Genomic DNA, 20,484 nt, shown 5'->3' with positions numbered 1-20,484 from the left:
GTTTAAATTACAGGGATATTTCCACCGTATTGGATTTCTTTCCTTCTATTTTTGTCAATGGATTATACGGCACTACATAATAAGCGGAAGACCGGAACAGATTTAAGTTGTCAATTACATATTCAGACTTTCCCTTTACTTCACCGACACGTTCGTCTATTCCTTCTTCTTCACGATAAATACGATAGACGACACGGTTATCTGATGAACCGGTCCAATTCAGCTTTCCCTGAAAAAGTGAAAACCCGCCAAATGCAAGTTCCGACTGCAGGTTAATATTATTCGGCAGTTCAATCGGCTCCGGCAAATCCTCCACTTGCTCAGGTTTGGTGAAGGATGCCGCAAGATTTTCAGTTTCATTCAGCTCCGATAAAATTTCTTTGGTCAGACGAGTCGGATATTCACTCCCGCCAGTGAGATAATGGTTCTCGTCAGATGTTCCATATCCCATCCATAATGCACTGACGTATTCAGGTGTGTAACCTACAAACCAGGCATCTTTGTATTCACCTTTCACAAACGGGTGCTCCGTTGATCCGGTTTTACCTGCCAGTGCTTTGGAATACTCACCAGCGCTTCCGGTTCCTGTTTCTACGACCTCTGTCAGCATTTCGGTCATATTCCATGCTAACTGTGGACTGAAGACTTGTGTCTCTTCCGGGTCCGCCTTAAAAATAGTTTGCTGCTCCCTGTTGTAAATCTTGCTGATAGTTGTTGATTCAATTGCCTTGCCGCCGCTCGCAAATGTCCGGTAGCTCTCTGCCATCTGAAGCGGGGTAAGTCCTTTACTCAAACCACCTAATGCAACAGCCAAACCTTGATCCTCAATCGTGATATCCATCTGCTGCAGGTAGTCTTTTGCATACGAAATACCAATTTGATCAAGAAGCCAGACTGCCGGAGCATTTTTGGATTGAACAAGTGCATCATAAATCGTGACCGCTCCGGCATATTGATCGTCGTAATTTGTTGCTGTATAATCATTTATTTCCATTTTTTGATCAGGTATTACCGAATATGGCTGATATGTTTTTTTCATCATCGCCGGGCCGTATACAGCAATGGGCTTCATAACCGATCCGGGCTGTCGCTTAACCGTCACATGGTTCAGATCCCCAAGCTGATAGCCTCTTCCGCCAATTGCAGCGGTTATTTTCCCGGAAGCCTTTTCCATCATGACGAAAGCGCCCTGCACGCCTTTTGTACTGCCCGGAAAAAATCGGTCTTCTGTAAAAAGTTCATGGGCAATTTTTTGGGCTTCTTTATCCATGTTGACAATAATCCGGTATCCACCCTGTTTCAGTTCATCTATAGATAGATCGTGCTTCTCCCGTGCTTCCTGCAGTACCAAGTCGATATATCCGTCTGCCCAGGGATTTGGCTTATCTTTTCGCAGATCTAATCCAAGTGATTTATTCTGCGCTTTCTTTCGCTGTTCCGTCGAAATTTTCCCGGTATCGTCCATGACCTGCAATACAAGATTTCGGCGCGATAAGGCTTTGTCCGGATGATCAATCGGCGAATAACCATTCGGCCCCTTGGCCATCCCTGCTAATAGTGCACCTTCCGCAATTGTCAGGTCATTGACTGATTTGGAAAAATAAAACCGGGAGGCTGCTTCCACTCCGTAAACACCTTGTCCAAAATAAATTTCATTTAAATATAATTCCAGAATTCGTTTTTTGGAAAGCTCACGTTCCAGGTGAATTGCAGCCATAACTTCTTTCGTTTTCCGCATCCAGGTTTTATCGTTGTGCAGGAACAGATTCTTGGCAAGCTGCATTGTAATGGTACTTGCGCCTTCCACTTTTGCCATTGCGGCAATATCTTCCATAACCGCCCGTACGACTGACCTAAAATCGACACCCTCATGCTCATAAAACCGCCTGTCCTCGATGGCAACAAACGCTTCCTGCACGTGTTTGGGAATTTTATCAATACTGACCGGAATCCGGTTCTCATCAAACACCCTGCCGATAACTTTTCCGTCGGTGGTTTCAATCGTAGTTGTTGCATCAAGCGTGAGCTCTTCTTCGTCAACAACCAGTGCACCGCCGAATACAACGGCAGCATAGCCCATAAGCCCCAGTACAGCTACTACAGCAAACGAAAGTACCAGCCACTTTATCCTTTTCATGTATCCACCTCTAATAATTGTACCTGTATAGTATACGACAGATTTCGTCATTTAAAAAGCAATAATATCTACTATAAATTAATAATCATTATAATTGACTAACATTGCAGGAAAGAGGGTATTATTAAGATAAAGAGATTTCAGAAAGGGGAAACTGTATGAATGCATTTATGACGAAAGGTACATTTGATTTTTTGATAAAATTAAAAGACAGACACCCGGAACTTGAATTGTTTTTTATGAACGGGGAAGGCAGCACGCTTGTTTACTATGAATCCGAAAAAAAGAAAAGCGTCTTCGCATCAGGACGTGAGTTTGAAGCAATTTTACAAAAAGGACAAATTAGAAATAAAGGCTATGTTGTGATGAATAATATTCCAGTTACGGAAGAAGGCACAGCTGTTTTTGAAGAAAACTTCCGCAACCGTCAGCAGCATGTTGATTCGTTCGCTGGTTTTCAAGCATTCCGGCTGCTCCGGCCCAAGAAAGGCCACCAGTATGTTGTGTTTACACAATGGGCTTCAAAAGAGGATTTCGATGACTGGAAGAATTCAACTCAATTTAAACAGGCACATAAAGATGGAAATGTTAAACAGCCGGCATATTTTGCCGATCGTCCTTTTGTAACCACCTATCGGATGGTCAATCCGGATAAATAAGACCTGCCATACTGAAATACCAGATACGAACACGAAACAGCGCTGCAGCTGATAACGGCTGCAGCGCTGTTTCGTTATTTCCGAATACAACCCCTGAGCTCTTTTTAATAATATCTGCCACAACAGTGACAATGGTTTTTTTCCTCTTTTACTTTAAAAAGATCAAAACATCTGCAGGAATCGTGACCATGTCTCTTCTTTTTAAAAATATCATGTTTGCAATCTTTCCTGCAGTGATTATAACAACAGTTTTTCTTGCATGGATTATGATGTTTACAGGGATTGTGACAATACCTTTTCGTTTTATAATGACAATCATTTATGCAGTGTTCATCATAATGATCACGAGCATCACAATAACACATCCGAAACCCCTCCCTTTCGATTAACTCTATTCATAATATGAATATAAATCGTTTATTGATTGGACAGGTTTCATAGTCTCAAGCAGAAATGATTATTTTTTCTCTCAGTAGTGCACATGCGCAATCAATCTTTTATCGATATACATAATCTGCAGTAGAGGGATTAGAAAACGAGACAATCGCTAAGCTTTTGAGCGAATACCATACGGGCAGGAAAGTTCTATCCTTTCCTGTCTGCCAAAACAATGACAGAGGGAGGGTTTTTCATGTCAAAAATATATGCAAAACCTGTGCGGGGGTTACGGATATTCCCGGGCTACAGATGGTGTGGACCGGGCTGCAGCGGACCTGGCGCCCCAATTAACGATGTGGATGCATGTTGCAAAGCTCATGACAAATGTTACCGCAGTTCCAGATCAAAATGCCGATGTGACAGGGCATTTCTTGATTGCCTGCAGCCGAAAGTTAATGGTAACACTCGAAAAGGCAGACAGGCTGCGGCCATGTATAACTATATGAAACTGCAGCAACTTTTTACTTGTGCAGGTCGCAGGCGAAACTAAACAGAATCTGATTCAGCCAGATATTAGAAAACTTGGTTGTCACCAAGCCTTTAGGTGACAGCCTTAGTTGCACTTATGCAAAGTATTTTATACTTTCTTGCCTGCTAAAAAAAGACTGCCGCATTAATTGCAGCAGTCCATCCATAGGAAAGCTTCCCCTCTATATTTCTATTTATCTGGCAGCGGTCAGGCTTCTTGCGCCTTCTCGTACAGCAATATATTCCGGACGTTCTTTTCCGCCGGAGAACGGTTCTGCCAAACGATTCTCAACGCTGTTGTACACCATAAATAAATTGTTGCGCGGATATGGTGTCATATTGCTTGTTGAACCGTGCATCGTGTTCGATTCAAACAGCGTGATCGATCCTGCCTTCCCGGTGGGCACGGATATGCCATTCCCCTTTTTCGTAAGGTAACGGAGACTCTCCTGATCCGGAACACCAAGTTTCTGTTTTTGCAACGATTCTTTGTAGTTATCGTCAGGTGTTTCCCCTACACAACTGACATAGTAGCTCTGGGACCCTGGTATAAGCATCAAAGGCCCGTTAAATGTGTAATTGTCGGATAAGGCAATTGACAGACTGACAGCTCTCATCCGCGGCATGCCATCTTCCACATGCCAGGTTTCAAAATCCGAATGCCAATCAAACTCTTTCCCTTTAAATCCCGGTTTATAATTAATGCGGGATTGGTGTATATATACATCACTTCCCAAAAGATGGTTTACAATGTCAAGAATACGGCTGTCATACGCTATATTCTTGAAAAAATCATCATCCTGATGGACATGAAAAATGGAACGGATGTCTTCGCTTTCGGGCTCACGGATGACCTTGTCCGAGCTGACACCCTTCGTTGAGTCCTGCAATTCAAAAATGGCTTTCTGCATATCCGTTACTTCTTTTTCAGAAAAGAAGTTTTTAATCTGCAAAAACCCATTTTGTTCATAGGAATCAAGTTGTTCTTTTGAAATCGGAGCCTGATTATCTTTAGATCGGTCTGTATGAATCACAGGATCCTTCCGCTCCAAAATTGACGGCTGATCATTTTTTCTTGAAGGATAAAGATCTTTCATAAATAAAAACACTCCTCAACAAAAATTTCATGATTATTAAGTTTTTTTCTATATACTTAAGCATCCCAGATCGGGAAGCTTTCCCAACATTAAACGACATTTTTTCAACTTAATTAGATGGTAAAAATCCTAATATACTGACTCTTCTAATACAATTATACAAATTTAGACAAAGAAATCAACTGTTGGGCTCTTTGTATGTTGCAAAAAGGGCTGTGTGTGGAGTACAAATAACAAGGAAGTTAATAATAATGTTAAATTGGATTAGAGATTGAATACTGACTTTAAAGGACTGTTTGCTATGTTTATTTTTCATGATAAAGAACCAATGAACAAAAGTTTCTACCACCAGCCGACACTTGAACTGGCAAAAGGTATGTTAGGCTGTTTGCTTATCAAAGAAACGTCTGACGGAATTGCGGCTGGTTTTATAGTGGAAACGGAGGCATATATGGGGCCGCTTGATAAAGCCGCTCACAGTTTTAACAACCGGCGCACAAAACGAACAGAAATTATGTTTGGTCAACCCGGACTTGCCTACACCCATACAATGCATACACACTGCCTGATTAATATTGTAAGCGGAAATGCCGGGGTCCCTGAATCCGTTTTAATCAGAGGAATTGAACCATATACCGGGCAGGAATTGATAGCATCCCGACGACCAAAAGTAAAAAATGAACGGCAATGGACAAATGGCCCGGGCAAATTGACAAAAGCACTCGGAATTACCATGGAAGATTATGGCCACCCGCTTGATCAATCCCCTCTTTGGATCACCAGCGGATGGACAGTTAGTTCGGACATGATCATGGCGGGTCCGCGAATCGGCATTGGAAATTCCGGTGAAGCAAAAGATTATCCATGGCGGTTTTGGATAAAAGGCAATCCCTATGTATCCAAGTAAGTGGAAATACGATAACACCGCATAAGACTAGTGCATAAGCGCTGGCTATTTTACAGGTTGGTACGACGGATTTCGACCTTGATACGGCGGTTATGTACATTTGTAAGGCGGCTTTCCATACAGCGGCTCCCTTTATTTGTGTTGTGCAACCAAACTAATCTTTTATTAAGTGGGATGGCGTTTTTATCGGCGGCCTTCTTCTTTTTATCAGCGGGATCCAAATGAACGCAGGACCATTCACCAAGCATCAAAAAACATTGACATATTTGACGGCGCTTGCGTATACTTTTAAAGTACACTTTTTTTATCGGAATAATGTTATTTAAGGGGGGTCAAAATGTTTCTTCAGATGGATGATGTCAGCAAACGCTTTATGGGACGGGATCAGCAGCCCTTTACCGTTTTTTCAGATATTAACTTAACCGTACCGGAAAATCAGTTTGTATCTATACTCGGACCGTCCGGCTGCGGAAAATCAACCCTGTTATCAATGGTGGCGGGACTTGAGAATTCCACGGAAGGCACGATTTCACTTCAGGACAATATAATTAAACAGCCTGGCCGGGAACGCGGAATGGTCTTCCAGCAGCCTTCCTTATTTCCATGGCTTAATGTCCGCGATAACGTTACATTCCCGTTGAAAGGGATGATGACGAAACAGGAAGCAATTGAACGTGCGGATGATTTTTTAAAAATGGTTCACTTAAGCCATTTTAAAGATAATTACATTTACGAACTGTCCGGGGGAATGCAGCAGCGGGTTGCGATAGCACGTGCACTGGCTATGAATCCAAAGGTATTATTAATGGATGAACCATTTGCAGCATTGGATGAACAGACACGACATATCTTGCATGATGAACTGATACGGATTTGGCAGCAAACGAAAAAAACAATCCTGTTCGTTACCCACAGCATCCAGGAAGCTATTAAACTATCAGATCGCGTTATCGTAATGGGAACGCTGCCGGGCCGAATCATTGCTGACATAGAAGTGGATATTTCACGGCCACGAAAACGGGAAGATCAACAGGTGATTAAAATTGAAAAAAAGGTGATGAAATTGCTGGAAGGTGAAATTGATAAAGTATTAAAGGAAGAGCTATCCAATGAAAATTAATTTAGTCATCAAACGTATCTTATTCTTAGTAGCAGTGATCGGCTTGTGGCAGCTGATTTTTGTCATGGATGTTTTTCCGGATATTATTTTACCATCACCATTACAAATAGCAACGGCATTATATGAAGGTTTTGCCAGCGGAGATTTGGTTAAAGCTTTAGGGGCAAGCCTGAAACATTTACTTATCGGCTTATCGTTAGCCATTTTATTTGGAACAATTCTGGGGGTTATTTTCGGCAAATCGAATCAGGCGGATGAAACAGCCGGAATGTACTTGATTGCATTGCAAAGTATTCCTAGTATTGTATGGGTGCCGCTTGCGATTATGCTGTTTGGCTTTTCCGAGTTTGCAGTTATTTTCGTCGTTGTGCTGGGCGGTACATTTGTAATGGCATTAAATGTAAGAACTGCCATTCATAACGTTTCCCCACAACTCATCCATGCTGCCAGGACGATGGGAACACGCGGATTCAGTCTATTCCGACGTGTCGAGATTCCTGCCAGTATCCCCTATTTTATGCAAGGTGTCAGACTTGCCTGGGCATTCAGCTGGCGAGCACTCATGGCAGGTGAATTGCTCAGTAATGGTCCTGGACTCGGCTTTTCACTGAGCTATGCGCAGGATTTCGCCCGCATGGATCAGGTTATCGGCATTATTATCATTATTGGAGTAATTGGCGCTGTTGTTGACCAGCTTATATTTTCAAAACTGGAAAAGAACGTGATGAAGCGCTGGGGATTGCGAACAGAAAATTAGGCCGTGCCCCCCATCCTTAAATCGGGTGTTACAGGCTGTAAAAAAGGGAGAGAAAAAAATGAAAAAACTTATTTTACTGGCTTTCGTTGCTGCATTCAGTTTCATCTTAACTGCATGCGGCGGAAATGACGAACAGGCAAGTGCTGACGGATCAAAGGAAATCACAATTGGATACTTCCCGAACATTAATCATGTTGCCGGGATGGTGGCTGAAGAAAAAGAGTTATATGCCAAGACATTACCGGATGGAACAAAGGTTAATTATAAATATTTCCCGGATGGCTCTGCATTTATGACCGCGATTGAAACAGGAGAAATTGAAGGCGGCCTTGTCGGACCGGGTCCAGCCATGAATCATTTTACAAGCGGCGCAAAAATTAATATTGTTGCCGCTGGTTCAACAGGTGGTACCGTTATTATGACAAGGAAGGGCGCTGATATCGAAACACCGGAAGACATGAAAGGACATTCCTTTATTTCGCCACATGTAGGCTGCACACATGATGTACAATTTGAAACGATGATGAAAGAAAAATACGATATTACCTCAAAGCGGATTGGCGGAACCATGAAACACGTCACAGGAAAACCGGCAACATATCACCGGTTGTTTAAGACCGGAAAGGTTGATACCGCAACGGTACCAGAACCATGGGCATCTGTTATCGAGAAAAAAGGAAGCGGAGAAGTTCTCGTTGACACCAAAAATGTAGCGTATGGCCAAACATTGCCTGCCGCTGTATTCGTTACATCACAGGACTTAGTTAAAAACAATCCGGATATGGTTCAAAATATTGTCGACGCCCATAAGAAAGCAACGAAATTTATTCAGGATAACCCAGGAGAAGCTAAAGAGATCGCTATTAAAAAAATCAAAGAAATCACAGATCAAAAGCTTTCTGCGTCTGTAATTGACAATGCATGGGAACGAATCAATTTCACGTATAAAGTTGATGGCGATGTATTGCAGGACTTCGCAAATTCTTCCTATCAGCTTAAGTTTTTAAAAGAAAAACCAAACCTGGATGGGTTGGTGGATACAAGTTTTATTAAATAAGACAGTCAAAAAGCCAGCCTCGGGATTATTCCTGGCTGGCTTTTTGATCACTGCTGCCCTTATATTTATTGAAAAATGCTGTGAATAATTCTTTTGATTGTGCACCATTTACCCGGTCAACTTCTTTGCCGTTGTTAAAATAAACCAATGTTGGAGTACTTCTAACCATATACATAGATGCCATTGCCGGAAATTCGATAAGGTTCAGCTTCTTCATATCCACATTCATGTCCTTGGCAAGCGGGGCCAGCATTGGTGTCGTCTTCTTACAATGCGGACATGTAGGACTGTAGAAATAAACAAAAAGTTTTTCTCCGCTTTTCACCTTTTTGTTCAATTCTTCAGGCAAAATCTGGTTCCCGTAATATGGGCTGTCCAATTGATCAATTGTTGCCTGGTGCAGATCATCTTTGCCATATGGATTGTTTTCCATCGCCTGATCGTTTTTATAATCTATTACAAAATAGAGTCCTGCAAACAAGACTACGATAACAATCCCAAAAATAATCATCTTCTTTTTCATGTTATTTCCCTCCCTGCTGTTTCATCAGGATGATATGCAAAACAAAAATCACAATAAATGCAACCCCGGCCATAAAAGGAATGGTAATAAATCCGAAATAATTTACATATTCAGCATTACATGGTACTAATCCGCATGAATTGCCGGCATCTGCTAATGCAGGAAGTTTTTGTACCAAATAATGATAAACGGACACACACATGCCGATTCCACTCATAACAAGGCCCGGCAACGCTATCGTTATATCTTTTTTTATGGCAGCTGCACCATAAATGATAACGAGCGGATACATCAAAATCCGTTGATACCAGCATAGCTCACATGGGACATATCCCATAATTTCCGAGTAAAACAGACTCCCCAGAAGAGCGATAAATGATTGTCCCCAGATAAGCATAAGCAGTGTTTCGTTTGACTTGGAATTTCCCATAAATAAGCTCCTCATTTTATTTTACGTAGTAATTATACAGGGAATTCTGCAGAAAAATCAAAAATGAGATTTCGAAATACTAGTTTTCTTTTTTAGATAAGGCATTTTTGTGAACATACACCGCTGCCTGTGTACGGTCATGCACATCCAGTTTTGATAAAATGTTGCTGACATGGGTTTTAACCGTTTTTATACCAATAAAAAGCTTATCACTTATTTCCTGATTGGTCAGGCCGTCGCCAATACACAAAAGCACTTCCAATTCACGCTCTGTTAATTCTTCATGCGCTTTCTTCGGACTGCGCCGAAAATTAGTCATCATTTGGCCGGCAACTTTTGGTTCGATAACATTTTCACCTGCCGCAGCCTTTTTAATTGCTGCTGCAATTTCCCGGGCGGAAGATGTTTTTAAAATGTAGCTAAATGCACCGGCTTCAATCGCAGGGATAACCTGTTCATTGTCATAGTAACTTGTCAAAATTATAATCCTGCATGAAGGCAGCTCCCTCATGACCTTTTCAGTTGCCTCAATCCCGGTGCCGTTTTCCATAATAAGATCCATTAAAACAACGTCTGGCTTGGTATCCAGAATAATAGCTGCCCCATCATTCCCGCTGGATGCTTCCCCGGCAATTTCAATATCTTCTTCAGTCCGTAAATAGGAAACAATCCCTTTTCGGACAATTTCATGATCATCCACTACAACTACACGAACCATTCGTCCGCCCCCTTTTAACATGGAATCCTTAAATCAATATACGTACCTTCTCCTTGTGTTGACCTTATGGCAAACGTTCCTCCCAGTTCTTCTGTGCGTTCCTGCATCGTTTTCAACCCATAGGATGTTTTTCTTGCAGTGTTTTCTTTCAAATTAAAGCCTTCCCCATTATCACTGATATGTACAAATAACTCATTGCTCCGGGTGGAAGCTTCGATTGACACACGACTGGCTTTCGAATGACGAAGCGTATTTGACAGCGCTTCCTGGGTAATCCGAAAAACATGCTCTTCCACCGTATCTGATAAGTCTAATTCATCATCGATCACAACTTTAAATTCCATTGCAGTTTTTTCTTGTAACTCATCGATCAGCTTTTTTATACCAATTCTGAGCGGTTCGCCGGATAAATGCACCGGCCGCAAATGCAGCAGCAGTGCACGCATTTCAGTCTGTGCTTTCAAGGCGCTTTCGGCAACGTCCTGCAGCTGTTCTTTGGCAACAGCAGGGTCAATATCCAGCTGCCGCAATGATGCTTCTGACATCATCGTGATAGCGAATAACTGCTGACTGACCGCATCATGCAGGTCTCTGGCAAGCCGCTGTCTTTCCTCAATAACTGCTGCCTTATGCGCCGATTTGGCAAAATCCGCTTTTTCATCAGCCATCCGCTGCAATGATTTTACCTGGTTTTGCAATTTTCCGCCAAGCTCATTCATTTCATTACCGATTCGTGTAATTTCATCGTTCTCATTAAAATAAATTTTTGAATGATAATTACCATTGGCAAACTGCGTAATCAGACCTGATAAATAGTCAAGCCGCTCCTTCATTTCCCCGCCTGATTTAAAACCGGCATAAAACGAAATGACAACAGCAATCAACATATAAAATAAAATGAAAATAAAAATACCAAGCGCCGATAGCCAATCAGGTGAAATCAGGACATACACAGACAAAAGCAATGACAATAGAATGACAGTGGTCAGAAATACGGCATATAAATGAGAACGGATATACATATAGCGAATACTGCTTAATTTTTGCAACATAATTTTCCGCCTCCTTCTATACGGTTACAACCCGAATGGATCCTGCCTTGAGAGTAACGTGTATATCCAATTTTTTTACCGCAGATGGATAATCATTCGTTTCGTACCGCAGGCGTCTGTTGATCCCTTCCGCTTTTTGACCTGCTATATCAATGTCACCGGCTTTTGCTGACGCATCTACCCGGAAAGCAACATTTTCCGGAATCAGAATATGCACATCCCCTGCCAGTGATTTGATGGAAATCGGAATTTCCTTCTCCGGAATAAATGCTTTGGAGAAATCCATGTAAAAATCGCCGGCCATGCTCTTCAGATTCATCGGTTCCACTTTCCAGTTCGGCTGTGTGTAATCATACTCACCAACTGAAAAATAACTGCTATCGTATTTTTCTGTCTTTATCTGTTTATCATTTTCGTCAGTTGATGTATGAATAACTTTCACTCTCTTCGGTTTGCTGATAAACGAAAATCCGATATACACAATCAGCAATGGCCACAATTTCACAACATCCCAGAAATGAAACGTAATGACATCAAACCTGTCAAGAAGCAGCAGCGAACCAAAGATAAAGAAAAATGACCCGAAAATCCAGCTTCCGCCTTTATGCCTGATTTTATCAATCATCCATTTCAGTCCAAACAGAACAAAAATAGACGGATAAATAAACAGCCATGCATTATCCATATTTATATCCACAATACCGATATTTTCCAAAACCAACACAGCTCCGGCTATTATCAGCACCACTGCAATCAGAAGCCGAAAAAAACCTCCGCCCATTGCCATCCCCCCTATTTTCTTCGTAGTTAATTCACCTTTATTGTAACGGTTTGTCATTTGTATCGGAATGACCCCTGGAATGTTTTTACCTCAGACTCAAGACGGAGAACCGCTGCGCTTTTTTTGCACTGCTTTATATATAAGAACCAGTGCACACAGACATAGACTGCCAAAAAAGAAACCGCCAAGCACATCGGTCAGGTAATGCACATTAATGATGTACCTGCTTATGCCAATTAAGAAGATAAGCAATAGAAAACCAACATACATAATCGCTGAAGCTGTGTTATTTTCGATTTTTTTGGCAAGAAAATAGGAAAGCAAGCCATAACAAACTGTGGACATCATCGCATGGCCGGAAGGAAAACTGTAACCTTCCGCATCAGCTGCAGCAAAAATACTGGGACGATCCCTTTCCACAAGGATTTTTATCAAAACATTCAATCCATGGCTGGATAACGTTCCTAATCCAAAAATAACTGCCACAAGCCAATCATGATACAAACGCCATAAAACGATGGACATGATGATCGTGAATGGGGTCAAAAACGTTCCTGATCCAAGCTCTGTTATCCATCGGAAAATTGTAAAAACATACGATCCCGCCAGCTCAGAAACAAGCTCTCTGGTCCATTGATCCACGTACAATACATAACCATTTACAAGCTTAACAATCCAGGTCCCTGTTATTACTGCCATTATACTAAATAAAATGACAAATAAAGAAAAATCTTTCCTTCGCACGTACAAAACCTCCTATTTTCATCATACCTTAAAACAGGTTTTAAAAAAATGATTTAGGGAATCGTATGTACATGATAAAATTTATGAAAGGCTGGGATTTTCAATGAATCAAGATTTACAAAATTTGATAGATGGTCTCAATGAAGACCTCTCACATGAGTATGCTGCAGCAATTCAATACACGTACAGTGCATCGGTCGTCACAGGACTGTACCGTTCCGCCTTAAAGCCCTTTTTCGAGGCTGAAATAAACGATGAGATGGGACACGCTCTCTATCTGGCGGAAAAGATCTATAATATCGGCGGAACACCGACAACAAAAGCAGCTGATATCCCGCAGCCAACAGAGGTAAAAGACCTGCTTGAAGCTTCTCTGCAATCTGAGAAAGATACGATTGAGCGCTACGAAAAACGCAAAAAGCAGGCAGACGGACTGGGATATACAGAACTCGTCGTTAAAATCGAAGACATGATAGCCGATGAAACACATCATAAAGAAGAAATTGAACGATTACTCGCAGACCCGCGAGTTTCCTGATTGAGAGTTTAAATGAGGATTGCTGCAAAGATCGGCAATCCTTTCTTAATTTGAATAGAATTTTTTCCCGATATATCTTCTTCTCCGTAATTTCCACTTTCTTAATAACCACCAAATACTATATGATGTTCCACCTTTTTAAAATACCGTTTAATGTTATAATTATAAGACAATAATAAAAGGGGTTGATTACGTGCTGCATGATATACATAAACAGCTGGATGAATATTATTCCGAGATGGTGGAAATCCGGCGCTATCTTCATCAATATCCGGAGCTTTCTTTTCAGGAAACGGAAACGGCAAAATATATTGCTGATTTTTATAAAAAATTGGGAATCCCGCACGAGACGAAAGTTGGCGGAAATGGTGTCATTGCTACATTAAAAGGCGGGAAACCGGGGAAAACCATTGCACTGAGGGCTGACTTTGATGGACTTCCCATTCAAGATCAAAAGGATGTTCCCTACAAGTCAAAAGTAGACGGTGTCATGCATGCCTGTGGACATGACGGGCATACCGCAAGTCTGCTCATTCTTGCCAAAACAATGAAAGCTTTTCAGGAACAATTACCGGGAACGATTGTGTTTTTACATCAACATGCCGAGGAATATGCTCCCGGCGGCGCGAAACCGATCATCGAATCGGGTGCGCTGAATCATGTTGATGCCGTTTTTGGAACACATCTGTGGGCAACGACCCCGTTTGGTGTTTTGAAAACGTCAAAACACGCATTCATGGCGGGCGCAGACCGGTTTAATCTTACCATCCAGGGTAAAGGCGGCCACGGCGGCTATCCGCATGAAACAAAGGATGCCATCGTAATTGGCTCGCAAATCGTTTCCGAACTGCAGCAAATTGTCAGCAGACGGCTAGATCCGCTGGAAACTGCAGTTATCACAATCGGGGAGTTTAATGCGGGATCAGCTTTTAATATTATCGCTGATACGGCAGAACTCGTCGGGACAGTACGTCATTTAAATACGGACGTCCAGGAACAGGTTATACAGGAAATCCAGAAAATTATCAAAGGTGTTTGTGTGGGGCACGATGTCACATATGATCTGAATTATGAGAAAGGCTATCCCCCATTAATAAACAATGAACGTGAAGCGGATCTAGTTTTAAAGGCAAGTAAAAAGGTGCCGGAAATTAAAAAAGCCGAAGAAGTTAAGCCGGTAATGGCCGGGGAAGATTTCGCTTATTATACGATGGAAAAGCCCGGAGCGTACTTCTTTACCGGTGCAAAAATAGAAGGCCAGGGCTATCCGCACCACCATCCGAAATTTGACATTGAAGAACGCGCATTACCGGTTGCCGCGAAAACACTGATTACCGCATATTTTGATTTCCAGGAACAAAGTTTAGAAAAATGAGCTGAAACTGGACTTCGATAATAATCAGGCTTGATACCTCAGAAAAACGAAACCATCTCAAAGATGAGACGGTTTCGTTTATTACATTATTTTCTTCTTTACATATCCGTTCTGAAAAATGTAGTTAAACGCCATTCCGGCAGCAATTACAATCAAAGCGGCGAACCACTCACCCATTCCAAGCAGCAACACTGTAAAAACAATCGTCTGCAGGAGGGTCAGCTGAAACAGCAGCTTTATCATTGACTGCTGCCTGACCTTTAACGGGATTGGATACAAATCAAGCCACATGACGGTGCGATGGTGATGATACAATGTAATCATCTGAAAGCTGCTCATGTAAATAAACAGCAAAGCAAAAATAGCCTTCATCCACAGATTTGGAATAAAAAAGATAAACAAGCCGCCAATCACAATCAGCCTGAGATACATTCCAAGGTAATCACTGCTCCTGATAAAGGTAATCCGGTACAAATAGTCAAAGGTATGCTTCTTGACAAACGGTACGCGGCTGACCATTGACACCAGCCAATGTCTCCCTTTAACCCGGTTTTTCAAATGTGGAACGTCTGCAAACATATTGGCCATCCGGTAAAACGTGTGCATCCGATGCTGATCTTTTTCCAACAGCAAATCCCACAGCACGCCCGTTTGTTTTCTGGAAACCATTAAATCGTATAAGAAGACGAAAACAAATAAAATCGTTGTGATGCCTGCAAGCAGCATTTCACCTTTTACAAGAAAATAGAAAACAGCCATATTTAACAAGGTACGGGCAAGCAAATCAACCTGACGAATACCCGGTTCCCTTATTTTCAGCATCCACCAGTTGGTAAACAGATTCCACAACTTAAAAATCAGCACAACTGCCAGAATCAGTATGTATATATTACCTGCCCGATCCGGATAAGCAGCGAAATACAATGGCCCCAAAGCTCCTCCGGCAAGCAGGAGCACATAAAGCTGGACAACAAAACTGGAAATGATGGCATCGCGGAAGTATGCATCCATTTTCGTCTCAGCCGGAATCAGAAAAACAAGATCAGGCTCCTGCAACAATGTCCGCACCGGACTGTAGCTGACCAACAGCCCGAATACAACTCCTGCAATCAGAGCAACCGGGAAATTTTCGGGAAGATCCTTCAGCCACTGCTGGTAATAATAAGCCATCGCTGCCACGAAAAAAAACATGGCAAATGCGATGTGCTCATTCAATATGTAACGTGTGTACCGGCTAAGTTCCTTAAAATGGGCAGACAGCCGCTTTTTGAAAAAATCATGAGAATCAAACATGACGATCTTCCTTCGTTAGCTGCACATACAAATCATCCAATGCAGCTTCCGGCATATCAAATTCCTTCCGAAGTTCCTCCAGTGTGCCGGCAGCCCGGATTTCCCCGTCATGAATGATAACAAAACGGTCACATTTCCGCTCTGCTGTCGCCAGAATATGGGTAGACATCAACACTCCCGAACCATTGGATTTCATGCCATCCATCAATTCAAGATACGATTTAATGCCAAGCGGGTCCAGCCCGACGAACGGTTCATCAACAATGTATAATGGCGGTTCAATCAAAAAGGCACACATGATCATCACTTTTTGCCGCATCCCTTTTGAAAAATGAACCGGAAACCATTTCAGTTTTTTCTCCATCCGAAATTCCTTCAAGAGTGGCTGAAGTCTTTTTTCAAATACATCTTCCGGAATATCGTAGGCCATTGCAGTTAGCCTTAAGTGCTCGTACAATGTCAATTCATCATACAAAATCGGCATCTCCGGTATGTAGGCCATCTGATTGCGGTAGCTTTCCGGACTTTCCGCAAACGTTTTTCCATTCACGGAAACAATGCCTTTCTTGGCTTGCATTAACCCGATCACATGTTTAATTGTGGTGCTTTTTCCCGCTCCATTTAATCCAATCAGACCAACAATTTCACCTGGAAAAACATCAAACGAAATACCGTGCAAAACATTCTTATGTGTATATCCGCCATGCAGATTACCTATATGCAACAAAGATTCCACATATTCTCCTCCTAAACGTCACTTATTAAAATTTTACCATGTTTGCATGGCAATGCCAAAATAAACTCTTCCCGCTAATCCGACATTTTTTGGCAGATAAGAAAGCATAAATACTTTTTTACTGCTTAAATCCAACTAAGACGTCCGCCCAAAGGCTTGGCGAATTTTAAGTTGATCTAATGTATAAAAATCACCCAAACCAACCACAATAGCTAATGAAGTTACGAGGATGTTCCACTGTGATACAAAATTCGTGTTCAACACAAATGAGGTGTCTGTGATCGGCAATCTAACGAAATAACCGTTTTTTGCCAGCGTATCCACGTAAAATGTTACGAGGATGTACACTGTCATACAAATTCGTGTTCAAACACAAATGAGGTGTCTGTGAAAGGCAATCTAATGAGATAAACGTTTTTGCCAGAGTATCTCCGTAAAACGGGATTCTGCCAAAATAAGTTTTATTTGTAATCAACGTTAATCGATTAGCGTTAACAATCATTACAAAGTCCCCAACATTAGAATTTTGCAAGTCATCCTCTTGCTTCTTTAACAGGCAAGTCCGCATCAGCGGGCTTGACCTGTTAATTTTATGTCTATACAATTAATGTTAGAAAAACTCGGCATTTGCCTAAGTTTTTCTTATAAGGTCAACCTTAACTTATACTTTCTGACGTTATAAAGAAAATTAGGAGTGATTTCGTATGAGTCATGAAGATTGTATTTTCTGTAAAATTATTGATGGGGATATTCCTTCAGCAAAAGTTTATGAGGATGACAAAGTATACGCATTTCTTGATATCAGCCAGGTAACCAAAGGACATACACTTGTTATTCCAAAAACACATACCAAGAATATTTATGAAACCCCACCGGAAGTAGCAAGTGAATTATTTGCCCGGGTTCCAAAAATTGCTGCTGCCATTAAGGAGCGTTACAGTCCGATTGGGATGAATCTGCTCAACAATAATGAAGAACCAGCGGATCAGTCCGTATTTCACTTACATATTCATATCATACCAAGATATGGTGATGGAGACGGTTTTTCATCCAATTGGAATACACATGGCGATGATTATTCCACCGAGGAACTCCAGCAAATCGCTGCTGCCATTAACGAAAAGATATAGTCTTTTTTAGAAAATTTCCACTTTTTTATTAAGCCGGTTTTCTGCTATAATAATGATATGTTTCTGCAACTGGCAATGAGTGCACAGTTGAGGAACTAATCACTAGATTAGTTTAGCTGAGAAGAGGAGAGATACAAATGAATACTAGAGTTTTGATTATTTTGTCATTGCTGGTGGGAATAGGCGCAGTTCTGCATACAGTGGTACCATCAGTTTTGTATGGTGTCAAGCCTGATATGATGCTGTCCATGATGTTTCTCGGAATTTTGCTTTTTCCGAAATTGAAGTATGTGGTTCTGCTGTCAATCGTAACTGGAATATTATCTGCGTTAACGACAATGGCACCCGGCGGACAAATTGCCAATATGATTGATAAACCTGTCACTGGATTGTTATTTTTCGGATTGCTGCTTCTGGTAAACAAAAAAATCAATCCGAATATCAATGCTCCGATGCTGACCGGAATTGGTACAATCATCAGTGGAACCGTATTTCTCGGTTCGGCCCTATATATTGTTGGTCTTATGAATGGTGCATTTCCTGCATTATTTATTGCGATCGTTCTGCCGACAGCAATTTTAAATACTGTTCTGATGGCGGTTGTATATCCTGTCGTCCAGCGGGTCATGAAACAGACGCAAACATTATCCGTTTCATAAAAGACCGAATATCCCAATCCTCTGGCACAACTTGTCAGAGGTTTTTTAGCAACTAAGGCTTTCGCCATAATGGATTGGCGATAAGCCAAGTTTTCTAAAAGAGAATGTTTCATAGCTTCCCAAATAAAGGAAATGATATAATAAGTGCAGAAAGGGGCGTTTTATATGATTAGTAAAAAATCACTGTTACTCGGTGTTATGGTTGGTGGTGCAATCAGCAGTGCTGCAACACTTCTTAGTACACCGGCATCCGGAAAAGATTTTCGAAACCGTGCCAAATATCAGGGACTCGAATGGAAGGATATGCTTGAAAACCTGAAGCAGGATGGTCTTCGGTTAAAAAATCAACTGACAAAAACCTCTAAAGAAGGGGCTGCCCTGGTCAAGGAACTGACGCAGGAAATGAAAAGCTCTGTTGAAGAATGGAAATTGGCTGTTGAACCACACCAGGAAAACATTTATGAATACCTGGATCAGATTGAATCAAGCCTGAAAGACTTGGAAGAAAAAATTAATAAACAATAATGGCACTCCCCTCCTGCATGGAAAAGGTCTTGCTTTTCTATAGCTGGTGGGGAATTTTCATATCATCTTTAAAGCGATGTAAGAATCATTAAGCTGCCACACGAAAATTCTTGAAAATGACGTACAAACTCTCGAAGCTGTGCTTGTATCTCTTGAAAATGCACGCCTAACTCTCGAAGCTGTACCTGAATCTCTTGAAGGTGCAGCTCAAACTCTTGAAGGTGTTCTTGTATCTCTTGAAGTTGTGCCTGAATCTCTATTGATTCGAAATACAGGTTGCCTATATATCAAAAAAATGCCTAAAGAAAAGACTGCCATCTTGGCAGTCTTTTCGTATGGTTACTAAGCTTATTTTACGCCTTTCAACCATTTATCCAATTTATCCGGATGTTCTTCCAGATATTTAGACGCAACTTCTGCAGGATCTGCACCTTCATGGATTTTGCCCATCAGTGCGTTCAGCTGTTCATAGTCAGCTGTATACTGTTTCAAAATCTTATATGCAGCCGGTGCTTTATCTTTCAGTCCTTTGTTAACTACGATATCGATATGGTCACCGTCACCGCCGTAAATTCCTTTAGGGTCTTTCAGCATTTTCAAATCCATTGCTGCGAATGCCCAGTGCGGCTTCCAAAGTGGAACAATGATTTTTTCTTCATCTTCCATTTTTTTCTGAAGCTGTGAAAGCATTGCTGAACCTGAGCTTGCAGTCAATTGCCATTTGTCCAAGCCGTATTCTTTTAATGCTTTTTGCGTATTCTGCATGATCCCTGCACCTGGATCAATACCAACAATCGTCCAGTCAGTTGCTTCACCAAGTTCTTTGTTTCCTTTCAAATCTTCAACGGAATTAACATTTTCCATATAAGAAGGCACTGTCAGTGCAAGTGGTGCTTTATCAATAACCGTGTTAATCGATTCTACACTGTCTTTATATTTCTTCCAATAGCTTTGGTGAGTCGTCGGCAGCCAAGCGGATGCAGTAATATCAGCAGACCCATCTGATACACTTGACCACATTGGACCAGCTTCAACTTGTGGTGTTTCCACTTCATAACCAGCTTTTTCAAGTACCTGTGCAATCAGGTGTGTACGAGCGATTGCTCCAGCCCATGCAACATATGGCATTGTCAGTTCTTTTTCACCGAGTTCCACACCACTGCTGCTGCCTGATTCACCTTCAGATCCACTGTTTGAGGAATCTGAGCTTTCTTCATTTCCACCGCCACATGCGGCCAATACAACTGCCAATGCAACTATCATTGCAAAGCCAATAAATCTAAATTTCTTAAACATAATGTGCTTACCTCCTGTATATTGATTTATTTTTCCAATCCCTT

General features: G+C 41.6%; 22 protein-coding genes. 11 read left to right on the top strand and 11 right to left on the bottom strand.

Annotated features, from left to right (window positions below):
- Nucleotides 1-7: 7 nt before the first annotated feature.
- Complete coding sequence (locus HUX68_RS18785; protein WP_174616229.1) at nt 8-2,137, bottom strand: transglycosylase domain-containing protein; 2,130 nt, start codon at nt 2,135-2,137, stop codon at nt 8-10.
- Nucleotides 2,138-2,295: 158 nt separating this feature from the next.
- On the opposite strand from HUX68_RS18785, the gene HUX68_RS18780 reads away from it, so the two are divergent.
- Together HUX68_RS18780 and HUX68_RS18775 are read left to right on the top strand one after the other, a co-directional pair.
- Nucleotides 2,296-2,796 carry an antibiotic biosynthesis monooxygenase family protein gene (locus HUX68_RS18780; protein ID WP_174616228.1) on the top strand — a complete coding sequence of 167 codons (501 nt, stop codon included), beginning with the start codon at nt 2,296-2,298 and terminating at the stop codon, nt 2,794-2,796.
- Between the two features lie 631 nt (nt 2,797-3,427).
- On the top strand, nt 3,428-3,724 hold the full coding sequence (locus HUX68_RS18775) for a phospholipase A2 family protein (protein WP_174616227.1): 297 nt from the start codon (nt 3,428-3,430) through the stop codon (nt 3,722-3,724).
- 172 nt (nt 3,725-3,896) lie between these two features.
- Here HUX68_RS18775 and thpD read toward each other — a convergent pair whose 3' ends face one another.
- Nucleotides 3,897-4,799, bottom strand: coding sequence for an ectoine hydroxylase (gene thpD / locus HUX68_RS18770; RefSeq protein WP_174616226.1), 903 nt, complete (start codon nt 4,797-4,799; stop codon nt 3,897-3,899).
- Between the two features lie 301 nt (nt 4,800-5,100).
- On the opposite strand from thpD, the gene HUX68_RS18765 reads away from it, so the two are divergent.
- From HUX68_RS18765 to HUX68_RS18750, 4 genes are all read left to right on the top strand, one after another.
- Entirely contained in the window at nt 5,101-5,706 is a 606-nt protein-coding gene (locus tag HUX68_RS18765; protein WP_174616225.1) for a DNA-3-methyladenine glycosylase, read from the top strand.
- Nucleotides 5,707-6,043: 337 nt separating this feature from the next.
- Complete coding sequence (locus HUX68_RS18760; protein ID WP_174616224.1) at nt 6,044-6,826, top strand: ABC transporter ATP-binding protein; 783 nt, start codon at nt 6,044-6,046, stop codon at nt 6,824-6,826.
- The gene (locus tag HUX68_RS18755) at nt 6,816-7,583 is read left to right on the top strand and encodes an ABC transporter permease (RefSeq protein ID WP_174616223.1); all 768 of its coding nucleotides are present in this window, start codon (nt 6,816-6,818) and stop codon (nt 7,581-7,583) included. The genes HUX68_RS18760 and HUX68_RS18755 overlap by 11 nt, the downstream gene beginning before the upstream one ends.
- Nucleotides 7,584-7,641: 58 nt before the next feature.
- A complete protein-coding gene (locus HUX68_RS18750; protein ID WP_174616222.1) occupies nt 7,642-8,640 on the top strand; it encodes an aliphatic sulfonate ABC transporter substrate-binding protein in 999 nt (332 codons plus the stop codon).
- 25 nt (nt 8,641-8,665) lie between these two features.
- On the opposite strand, the gene HUX68_RS18745 is transcribed toward HUX68_RS18750, so the two are convergent.
- The 6 genes from HUX68_RS18745 to HUX68_RS18720 form a co-directional block, all read right to left on the bottom strand.
- Entirely contained in the window at nt 8,666-9,163 is a 498-nt protein-coding gene (locus HUX68_RS18745; protein WP_174616221.1) for a thioredoxin family protein, read from the bottom strand.
- Nucleotide 9,164: 1 nt separating this feature from the next.
- On the bottom strand, nt 9,165-9,593 hold the full coding sequence (locus HUX68_RS18740; RefSeq protein WP_246206723.1) for a disulfide oxidoreductase: 429 nt from the start codon (nt 9,591-9,593) through the stop codon (nt 9,165-9,167).
- 79 nt (nt 9,594-9,672) lie between these two features.
- Nucleotides 9,673-10,311, bottom strand: a complete 639-nt coding sequence (locus HUX68_RS18735; protein ID WP_174616219.1) for a response regulator transcription factor — start codon at nt 10,309-10,311, stop codon at nt 9,673-9,675.
- A gap of 14 nt (nt 10,312-10,325) precedes the next feature.
- On the bottom strand, nt 10,326-11,363 hold the full coding sequence (locus tag HUX68_RS18730; protein ID WP_174616218.1) for a sensor histidine kinase: 1,038 nt from the start codon (nt 11,361-11,363) through the stop codon (nt 10,326-10,328).
- Nucleotides 11,364-11,379: 16 nt separating this feature from the next.
- The gene (liaF, locus tag HUX68_RS18725) at nt 11,380-12,144 is read right to left on the bottom strand and encodes a cell wall-active antibiotics response protein LiaF (protein WP_174616217.1); all 765 of its coding nucleotides are present in this window, start codon (nt 12,142-12,144) and stop codon (nt 11,380-11,382) included.
- A gap of 96 nt (nt 12,145-12,240) precedes the next feature.
- Nucleotides 12,241-12,888: a phosphatase PAP2 family protein gene (locus HUX68_RS18720; RefSeq protein ID WP_246206722.1), complete on the bottom strand. Its 648-nt coding sequence runs from the start codon at nt 12,886-12,888 to the stop codon at nt 12,241-12,243.
- A 103-nt stretch (nt 12,889-12,991) separates the two neighbouring features.
- On the opposite strand from HUX68_RS18720, the gene HUX68_RS18715 reads away from it, so the two are divergent.
- Both HUX68_RS18715 and HUX68_RS18710 read left to right on the top strand, forming a co-directional pair.
- Nucleotides 12,992-13,426 (top strand): ferritin-like domain-containing protein, encoded by a 435-nt coding sequence (locus HUX68_RS18715; RefSeq protein ID WP_174616216.1) that lies wholly within the window; start codon nt 12,992-12,994, stop codon nt 13,424-13,426.
- A gap of 193 nt (nt 13,427-13,619) precedes the next feature.
- Nucleotides 13,620-14,801, top strand: a complete 1,182-nt coding sequence (locus HUX68_RS18710) for a M20 family metallopeptidase (RefSeq protein WP_281355783.1) — start codon at nt 13,620-13,622, stop codon at nt 14,799-14,801.
- Nucleotides 14,802-14,882: 81 nt separating this feature from the next.
- Here HUX68_RS18710 and HUX68_RS18705 read toward each other — a convergent pair whose 3' ends face one another.
- Nucleotides 14,883-16,094 carry an ABC transporter permease gene (locus tag HUX68_RS18705; protein ID WP_174616215.1) on the bottom strand — a complete coding sequence of 404 codons (1,212 nt, stop codon included), beginning with the start codon at nt 16,092-16,094 and terminating at the stop codon, nt 14,883-14,885.
- Nucleotides 16,087-16,830, bottom strand: coding sequence for an ABC transporter ATP-binding protein (locus tag HUX68_RS18700; protein WP_174616214.1), 744 nt, complete (start codon nt 16,828-16,830; stop codon nt 16,087-16,089). Before HUX68_RS18700 ends, HUX68_RS18705 begins: the two co-directional genes overlap by 8 nt.
- Nucleotides 16,831-17,534: 704 nt before the next feature.
- Between HUX68_RS18700 and HUX68_RS18695 the strand changes: the two genes are divergently transcribed.
- The 3 genes from HUX68_RS18695 (at nt 17,535) to HUX68_RS18685 (ending at nt 19,144) form a co-directional block, all read left to right on the top strand.
- Entirely contained in the window at nt 17,535-17,960 is a 426-nt protein-coding gene (locus HUX68_RS18695) for an HIT family protein (RefSeq protein ID WP_174616213.1), read from the top strand.
- A 137-nt stretch (nt 17,961-18,097) separates the two neighbouring features.
- Nucleotides 18,098-18,619 (top strand): tryptophan transporter, encoded by a 522-nt coding sequence (locus HUX68_RS18690; RefSeq protein WP_174616212.1) that lies wholly within the window; start codon nt 18,098-18,100, stop codon nt 18,617-18,619.
- Between the two features lie 165 nt (nt 18,620-18,784).
- On the top strand, nt 18,785-19,144 hold the full coding sequence (locus HUX68_RS18685) for a YtxH domain-containing protein (protein WP_174616211.1): 360 nt from the start codon (nt 18,785-18,787) through the stop codon (nt 19,142-19,144).
- A 348-nt stretch (nt 19,145-19,492) separates the two neighbouring features.
- Here the strand turns inward: HUX68_RS18685 and HUX68_RS18680 are convergent, their stop codons facing one another.
- Nucleotides 19,493-20,440, bottom strand: a complete 948-nt coding sequence (locus HUX68_RS18680) for a glycine betaine ABC transporter substrate-binding protein (RefSeq protein WP_174616210.1) — start codon at nt 20,438-20,440, stop codon at nt 19,493-19,495.
- Between the last annotated feature and the right edge of the window lie 44 nt (nt 20,441-20,484).

The sequence above is a fragment of the Virgibacillus ihumii genome (assembly GCF_902726655.1).
Taxonomy (GTDB): domain Bacteria; phylum Bacillota; class Bacilli; order Bacillales; family Amphibacillaceae; genus Lentibacillus; species Lentibacillus ihumii.
The sequence above is the reverse complement of the archived record's forward strand: the minus strand, read 5'-3'. Positions and strand labels throughout refer to the sequence as shown.